Origin of the sequence: uncultured Fibrobacter sp. (assembly GCF_937877005.1) — a bacterium.
GTDB lineage: Bacteria > Fibrobacterota > Fibrobacteria > Fibrobacterales > Fibrobacteraceae > Fibrobacter.
In genome coordinates this window covers 1-6779 of the sequence record NZ_CALEFV010000063.1, presented here as the reverse complement: position 1 = coordinate 6779, position 6779 = coordinate 1, and the positions used below count along the sequence as shown (strand labels likewise).

5 protein-coding genes are annotated in these 6779 nt (G+C 51.0%); 2 read left to right on the top strand and 3 right to left on the bottom strand.

Features of this window, described 5'->3' with window-relative positions:
* The first annotated feature begins 249 nt into the window (after positions 1 to 249).
* On the top strand, positions 250 to 1563 hold the full coding sequence (locus Q0628_RS03640; RefSeq protein ID WP_298768244.1) for a M23 family metallopeptidase: 1314 nt from the start codon (positions 250 to 252) through the stop codon (positions 1561 to 1563).
* Here Q0628_RS03640 and Q0628_RS03635 read toward each other — a convergent pair whose 3' ends face one another.
* The 3 genes from Q0628_RS03635 to Q0628_RS03625 form a co-directional block, all read right to left on the bottom strand.
* Positions 1564 to 2991, bottom strand: coding sequence for a S41 family peptidase (locus Q0628_RS03635; protein WP_298768242.1), 1428 nt, complete (start codon positions 2989 to 2991; stop codon positions 1564 to 1566).
* Between the two features lie 11 nt (positions 2992 to 3002).
* Positions 3003 to 4250: a S41 family peptidase gene (locus Q0628_RS03630; RefSeq protein ID WP_298768240.1), complete on the bottom strand. Its 1248-nt coding sequence runs from the start codon at positions 4248 to 4250 to the stop codon at positions 3003 to 3005.
* 136 nt (positions 4251 to 4386) lie between these two features.
* Positions 4387 to 5139 carry a leucine-rich repeat domain-containing protein gene (locus Q0628_RS03625; RefSeq protein WP_298768238.1) on the bottom strand — a complete coding sequence of 251 codons (753 nt, stop codon included), beginning with the start codon at positions 5137 to 5139 and terminating at the stop codon, positions 4387 to 4389.
* A 261-nt stretch (positions 5140 to 5400) separates the two neighbouring features.
* Here Q0628_RS03625 and Q0628_RS03620 point away from each other — a divergent pair.
* A partial coding sequence (locus tag Q0628_RS03620; protein ID WP_298768236.1) for an AIPR family protein occupies positions 5401 to 6779 on the top strand: 1379 nt, incomplete at its 3' end.

Sequence of the window (6779 nt, the reverse complement as noted above, 5' to 3'; positions counted from 1 at the left end):
CCGCAGCTCCGAAGGCCGAAGCTAAGCCCGCTGCCGCTCCTGCCGCTGCAGCTCCGAAGGCCGAAGCTAAGCCCGCTGCCGCTCCTGCCGCCGCAGCCCCGAAGGCTGAAGCTAAGCCTGCCGCTGCTCCGGCAGCCGCTCCTGCCGCGCCTGCTGCAGCACAGTAATATACTGCGACATGTTTTTGAGGGTTCCACGTCATAGGCGTGGAACCTTTTTTATATTTGCATTGTCTAATACGAGGTGTCCGTGAAAAATTTTTTTTCTTTTGCGCTGTCTATCCTGGTGGCGATTCTGCTTCTTGGCTGCAATGAACAGGAAAAAATACAGAATCTCAGGACGGAGGGCGCAAGACTCCAAAATAAGATTGATTCGCTGAATGCCGAAATTGAGCGCGCTCAGACTTTGCCGGGAAATTGGGTTGTCGAAAATGATACGGTTCGGGCTGGTGATGGTCTCTTCCAGGTGCTGGTGCGTATGCAGATCAACGAAAAGGAACGCGGAAAAATTGTACTCGCCCTTCAGGATAGTGTAGAACTTTCAAAACTTCGCGTAGGTCAAGTGTTTTATGCCGCACTTGATTCGTTGGGAAGCGTGCAGCGTTTTCGCTATGCCCCGAACCCGGCAACGGTCCACATGCTTAGCCGCACCGACTCGGGTTATGTCTACAGCCTTATCGAAAAGCCGGTGACTCGCCGCCAGTCCATTTTCGAAGGGGCACTCACCGAGGGCAGTACCTTGAACGGTACGCTTTTCAAGGTCGGCATTCCCGGTCGCATGGTGGGTATCGTGAGTGGAGTGCTCCAGTGCAAGGTGGCTTTCCCCTTGGCACGCGCTGGCGACCGTTTCCGCATTCTCCTGGAAGAAGCCTTCTACCAGGATTCCATCTGGATTTCGGGCAAGGTCGTCTACGCCGAATTCGACGGCCGCATCGTGGGGCACCATGAGGCGTTCCGCTACGAAGATCCGGACCCGAAGAGTTCCTTCAACGCCCACTACACTGAAAAGGGCGAAGCGCTTGTCTACGATGGCCTGCGCTATCCGCTTGATCGCTTGCATGTCACGAGCCCATTCGGCAACCGCATCCATCCAATTACGGGGCAGCGCAAGATGCATGCCGGTATCGACTACGGCAGCCCCACCGGCACTCCCGTCTATGCCGTCGCCGAAGGTATCGTCACGGTGTCCGGCTATGACCAGTATAGCGGCAACAAGATTGCCATTCGGCACAGGGACAATTCCGAAAGCTGGTACATGCACCTTTCTGCCCGCGGGGTAGGTGTCGGTGCCAAGGTGTCTGCCCGTCAGTGCATCGGGCGCGTGGGTTCCACTGGTCGCAGCACGGGGCCGCACCTGCACCTCGGTTTCAAGAACGAAAAGGGAGCCTGGATCAACCCGGCGTCCAAGACGATGATTGCAGCCCCGAAGCTCGAAGGTGAGCGTCTGGCTAGGCTCCAGAAAGAGGTTGCTGAAATCCGTACGCAAATCGAGGCGACTCTTGCCGCCCCTGCCGTAAAGGCGAACGACACCACCGATGTGATGGTTCGTATGCGCAATCTGTAGCTAACGATTTTTCATTTTATATCGGAGCTTCAGATCGTTGCGATTAGGAAGCTTGTTCCTAGATTCATAAACCCGAGTCTTGGAAAAGTGATTGAGTTTTTTCGTCCCGTAACCTGCAGTACGCAGCGCCGTTGCTTCCTTGGCAAGCTCAACTGCTTTTGCCATCTGCATATCGGGCTCGGTTATGTCGTAGTCGGGGGCGATTCCCAGGTCGTGGTAGCTTTCCCAGTTCTTGTCAAATCCCTGTAGTGCAGTGATGAGGGCGAGCCCCCCTCCGATCTCCGTTTGAATAACGGCCTGTCCGATACCTTTTCCGTAGGTCAGTTTGCCTACGATAGGTGACTTCTTGTTGGCGGCAATTGCAGAAATGAAGGTCTCGGCGCAACTGGCAGAAGTGTCGCTGGCCATGAGGACATAGTAGCGGTCTTTGGCGATGCCTTCGGTCTGTGCTGTGTAGACGATTGTGTCAAAAGACTGGTAGTATCGAGTATTCCCTTTGTCGATGACGGAATCGACAAAGGCTTCGATATCGATGATGATTGTGTCGCCTTTAGAAAGAAGTTCCGATGCCGCATTGCCGCATTGGTCTGTCTCGCCGCCGGGATTTTGGCGCAGATCAATAATCGTGGATTTTGCGTTGGCAGTTTTCTGCAGAGCGGAAATAAATTCGCCATAGGTACCGCTATCGCTGGTGGTCGTTACGGCGAAGTGCAAAATTTCAATGACGGGAATGGAATCTTCGTAATGAAGCTTTACGGATGGCGTTTTGTACTCGCCGAGCGTCACTGCGGTGACAACTGTATCTGCATCTCGCCCGACGACGATTCTTATGACATCTCCGATATTTCCTGTGCACATAGCATTGAAATTTTCGGATGTCGTGACATGCAATCCGTCCACCAAATAAATGATGTCGCCTTCTTGCAGCCCAGCCTTTTCGCTAGGTGATTTCGGATAGATAGCCGTGATGCGGAGATTAGTCGATGTTGAATCGGAAATGGGCTCCACTTCTGCTCCGATACCAATGACGGTCTCGCTTTCCATGACTGCGGAAAGAACCTGATCTGCGATATACGGATCGAAATATTGGGTAAAGGGATCCGCCATCTGATTGTACATATAGCAGACATCAAAAAAGTTCGCGGTGCAGTATCCCTTTACCTCGTTAACTTCGCTGGTTCCTTTGCCGAGGTAGACTCTGTAATCGGGATCCAGTTCTCCACGGGTGTGTGCATAGAGATAGAGCAAGTCTAGCATAACGTAGTTGTAGTAGAGCTCTGCCTCGTATGTGTTTTCAAAGTCGGTCTCGTCTGAAGTAGGGAATAAGTCCCTAAATGCGGAGGATTCCTCGCTGCTCACGGTCTGTGTGCAGGCCGTCAAGAGAAACGGTATCGTGAAAATGGCTAAAAGGATTTTTTTTTCAAACATGACTCACCTTCCTAATGTTCAAGGAACAGCTTAGGATCGCCTTCGATAAAGGCGCCGCCTACAACACTTTCCTTTCTTAAAATAAGAATGTCTTTGAGACTAATTGATTCCTTTTTGGACTTTCTACTTTCGTAATACTTTTGAATGGCGTCGAAACCGCACTGGATGGAAGCCGTTTCGCAGGGATAATCGGGGATGATGCCCTTTTTGTGGTAGGAATTCCCCTTGGGTGTCAAAAATTCAAGGTTCGTGATGATGGCAAGACCTCCGGCGGGGGTACTCCATGTACTTTGTCCGATTCCCTTCCCGTAAGAAGTTTCTCCGGCAACCTTGATTCCCCGGCCTTCCTGAAGGGCTGCGGCGAATATTTCGGTACAACTGGCACTGCCCCTATTTAGAAGGAGCACAAACTTTCCGTCTTCGCCGGAGTCCCCGCTCTTGGCAACTTCGGTCTCGCTGCGATGGACCGATTCGCCATCTGGCGAAATGGATCTCCATTTTCTTGTAGAAATGATACCTTCTTTAATGAAAAGATCCGCCATGGCGATGCACTGGCTTATGTGGCCTCCCGGATTTCCCCTGAGATCGAGTAGCCTCACCTCTTTACTTGTCCTAGTGGAATCAAGATGTCGTCTCAGTTCTCCTAGGGTACCTTCCTTTGCATCAATCGTAGACGGTTTGAACCCTCTAATGGTAATGATTTCAATGTCGTTAATGGTGTCGGCAAAAACGGTCGGGGCATAAATATCTTCCTTTTCCATCTCGAATTGCAGCGTGTCGTCTTGAGAGGATACCGTAAGGATGATGTTCTTGTTTTGACTTAGGACGGAATCGTAGGTGGCGTACGCATTATCGCCGGTAATTTCGACACCGTTGATTTCGAGGATGTTTCCGTAGCGGGGAACCTTGGCCCTATCGGCTGGACTGTTCGGATAGATTCGCTGGATGACAAGGGGATGTTCCATGCCCGGAAACAAGCTGTATTCGAGTCCTATGTCTCCCTGGACAATGCTTGTGTTGATGTGAGAAGAGGTTTCTTCGCTTTTTGAGGGGGGGACATAGCGGGTGTAGGGGTCGTTAAGCGCATTGTAAAGGGACGAGATGGAGTCGCCATCTGCGTCCAGTAAGGGCAGTTCGCCTTCGTACAGGTAGGTCCTTTGGAGTAGCCAATAATTATAGCTGTACTCCGTCGGCTCGGGCGTACTTTTTACCGGCTCGAAAAAGTCGCTACAGGCAGTGAGGAAAAAGGCGATGAGCACGCTCGCTGTGCTCGCTTTGAGCCATGAGCATTTGTGCGTTCGCTCTTTTTGCTTTTTTATTTTAAATAACAAAGCGAAACTCCTCTCACACCTCAAAGCGTAGCGACCTCATAGCTCAACGGCGCTCTGCGCCGGCCTACTGATCGATGTTCAGTCCCTTCTTGTCCAGGAGCACACGCGGAATACCGCCTTCAAGCGGATTTTCGACGACGGAAATGGTTTCGAGGTTGTCGCATTCGGCGAGGCTTTCGGGGAGGGTGGCAAGCTGGTTTGCGTCAAGGACCAGCTCCTTGAGCTTCTTCAGGTTGCTAAACTCAGAGGGGATGGCTCCCAGGTTGTTGCCCGACACCATCAGAACCTCGAGCGATTCCAGATGAGACAGACTTGCCGGGATGGAGGTAAGGTCGTTGTTGTCCAGGTAGAGCTTTTTCAGCTTCTTGAGCTTGCCAAGGGTGGCAGGAACTTCGGAAAGCATGTTGTCATGCAGGCTGAGCTTGGTGACGTTTTCCCACTTTCCCACTTCGAGAGTAAGGTCCAGAAGCTGGTTCTTGGCAATGTTCACGGTTTCGAGCTTCTTGAGCTTGCCCACGGTGTCCGGGAGTTCGGATAGACTATTATAACCCAGGTACAGGTGCTCCAGGTTGACAAGGTCGCCGATGGACTCGGGGAGTTCCATTAGGTCGTTTTCGCTCACGGAGAGCTTTTTGAGGTTTTTCAGTTTGCCGATGTCGTCGGGGAGTTCGACCAGCATGTTGCGGTCAAGAATCAGTTCTTCAAGGGATTCCAGCTCGAACAGTTCGGTCGGTAAAATCCTCAAGTCTTTTTGGGATAAATCGAGGGAAGTGGCCTTTTCGGCTTTAGCTTTGGCAATGACATCTAGCAAGTTCATGGGAATATCTCCTATGTTGTAAATCATAGCATTTTTGCGAAAAAAAGAGAGCTACGTTCCCAAAAAAAGTAAAAAAGTTAGTTTTTTGCACAAATGTTCACTAAAAATGCGCTGTTTTTTGAAAAAAAATAAAAAAAGTTTCGTTTTTTTTTCTCAAATGCTCATTTTGAAACTATTTTTATGGACGAAAAAAAGTGATAGGGAAAAAGGTGCCTCATTTGCACCTGATTTTCTTATGTATATAACAAAACTGAGGAAAAAATGGAACTAACCAAATCGCAGGAACGCCGTCTAGCATTCGTTGCTAGCCTCTTGAGTCTCAATCCGAACGATCCTACTGACCGAATTAAGGCACTCCGGCACCTAAATCTAGATGAAAATGGTTGCTTCCATGGATTCCAGTATTCCCAGGGCTTTATGGAATTCTTCATCTTCCTCGATGAAGATACTCCGCTCGAAAAGGTCGTCGCCCATCTGAATTCCGATCTTAAGCAGCTTCAGATTGCCGTGTTCCGTACGAGCGATCCTCCTAACCCGTTCTTCATGTCTCTCCGTGAAGAGGCTGACCCCTGGGCTGTTAACAAGATTAGCGATGACGACGAAGAAGAGGATGATTCCGATTCTCCGGCAAGCCGTCCCTATATGGAAACGCTCGAAATAACGGTGCTCCGTACCCGTGCTAGCCGCGATATCACGGACTCCGAATTGGAACGTACCCTCAAGGACATGCGCCGCAAACTCATGCTCTGGAAGAACGAAGTCAAGGCCAAGCTCGAAATTATCGCCGAACACGACGACTTGACCCGTGATTTCCGTAGCGCCGATGATAAGCTCGAAATCGTGATGGACTCCGAACCGTTGCATTTGACTTCGGACCATGGTGAGCTTTTCCTCGGTTTCTGCCCGATTCGCACTATTTTTGACTACCATGTCGCTCTCGGAAAGCGCCTCAAGACGAAGCACAACATGGCCATCGTCTCGAGCAACATCCGTACCTACCTCGGTAACCTTACCCATACGAACGCCGCCCTGATCGATGCCTTCCAGACCATGGAAAGAAATGACGACCAGAATGTGAATGTGGACGACTTCCCGTTCCTTCATAATGGTATGACGCTTACGGGTGATGACCTTCGCTTGAAGGATCGCGATGGCAAGAAGGTGCTCTATATTGAACGCCCGAAGATTATTAACGGCGCTCAGTCCCTGTTCACCTACGAACAGTATGCCAAGAAGAGCAAGAAGCCGGTGAACCCGCAGGTGCTCGTGAAGGTCGTGGTGCCGTATCCCGGTGCCGACAACTTCCTGAACCAGGTGACTATGGCCAACAACCGTCAGAATCCGGTGTTCAGCTACCATCTGCGCGCCGCTGACGACCTGCAGTTCTTCATTTGGCAGCGTTACCAGGAAGAAGGCTTTACCTATGTTTATAAGGACGGTGTTCGCCTCAAGGCACGTACCCGTAAGCTCGAAGTGCGTATGCGCCCCGAACTTGCCAAGACTCTCTTCATGATGGACGGCAAGCTCAGCGAATGCCGCAGCAGCGACTGCATTTTTGACAAGGAAACCCTGTATCAGCGTTGCTTCGGTGCGTTCGTGCGCGTGGCTCCCGAGAAGGAAAAGGATTTCGTCCGCAAGAC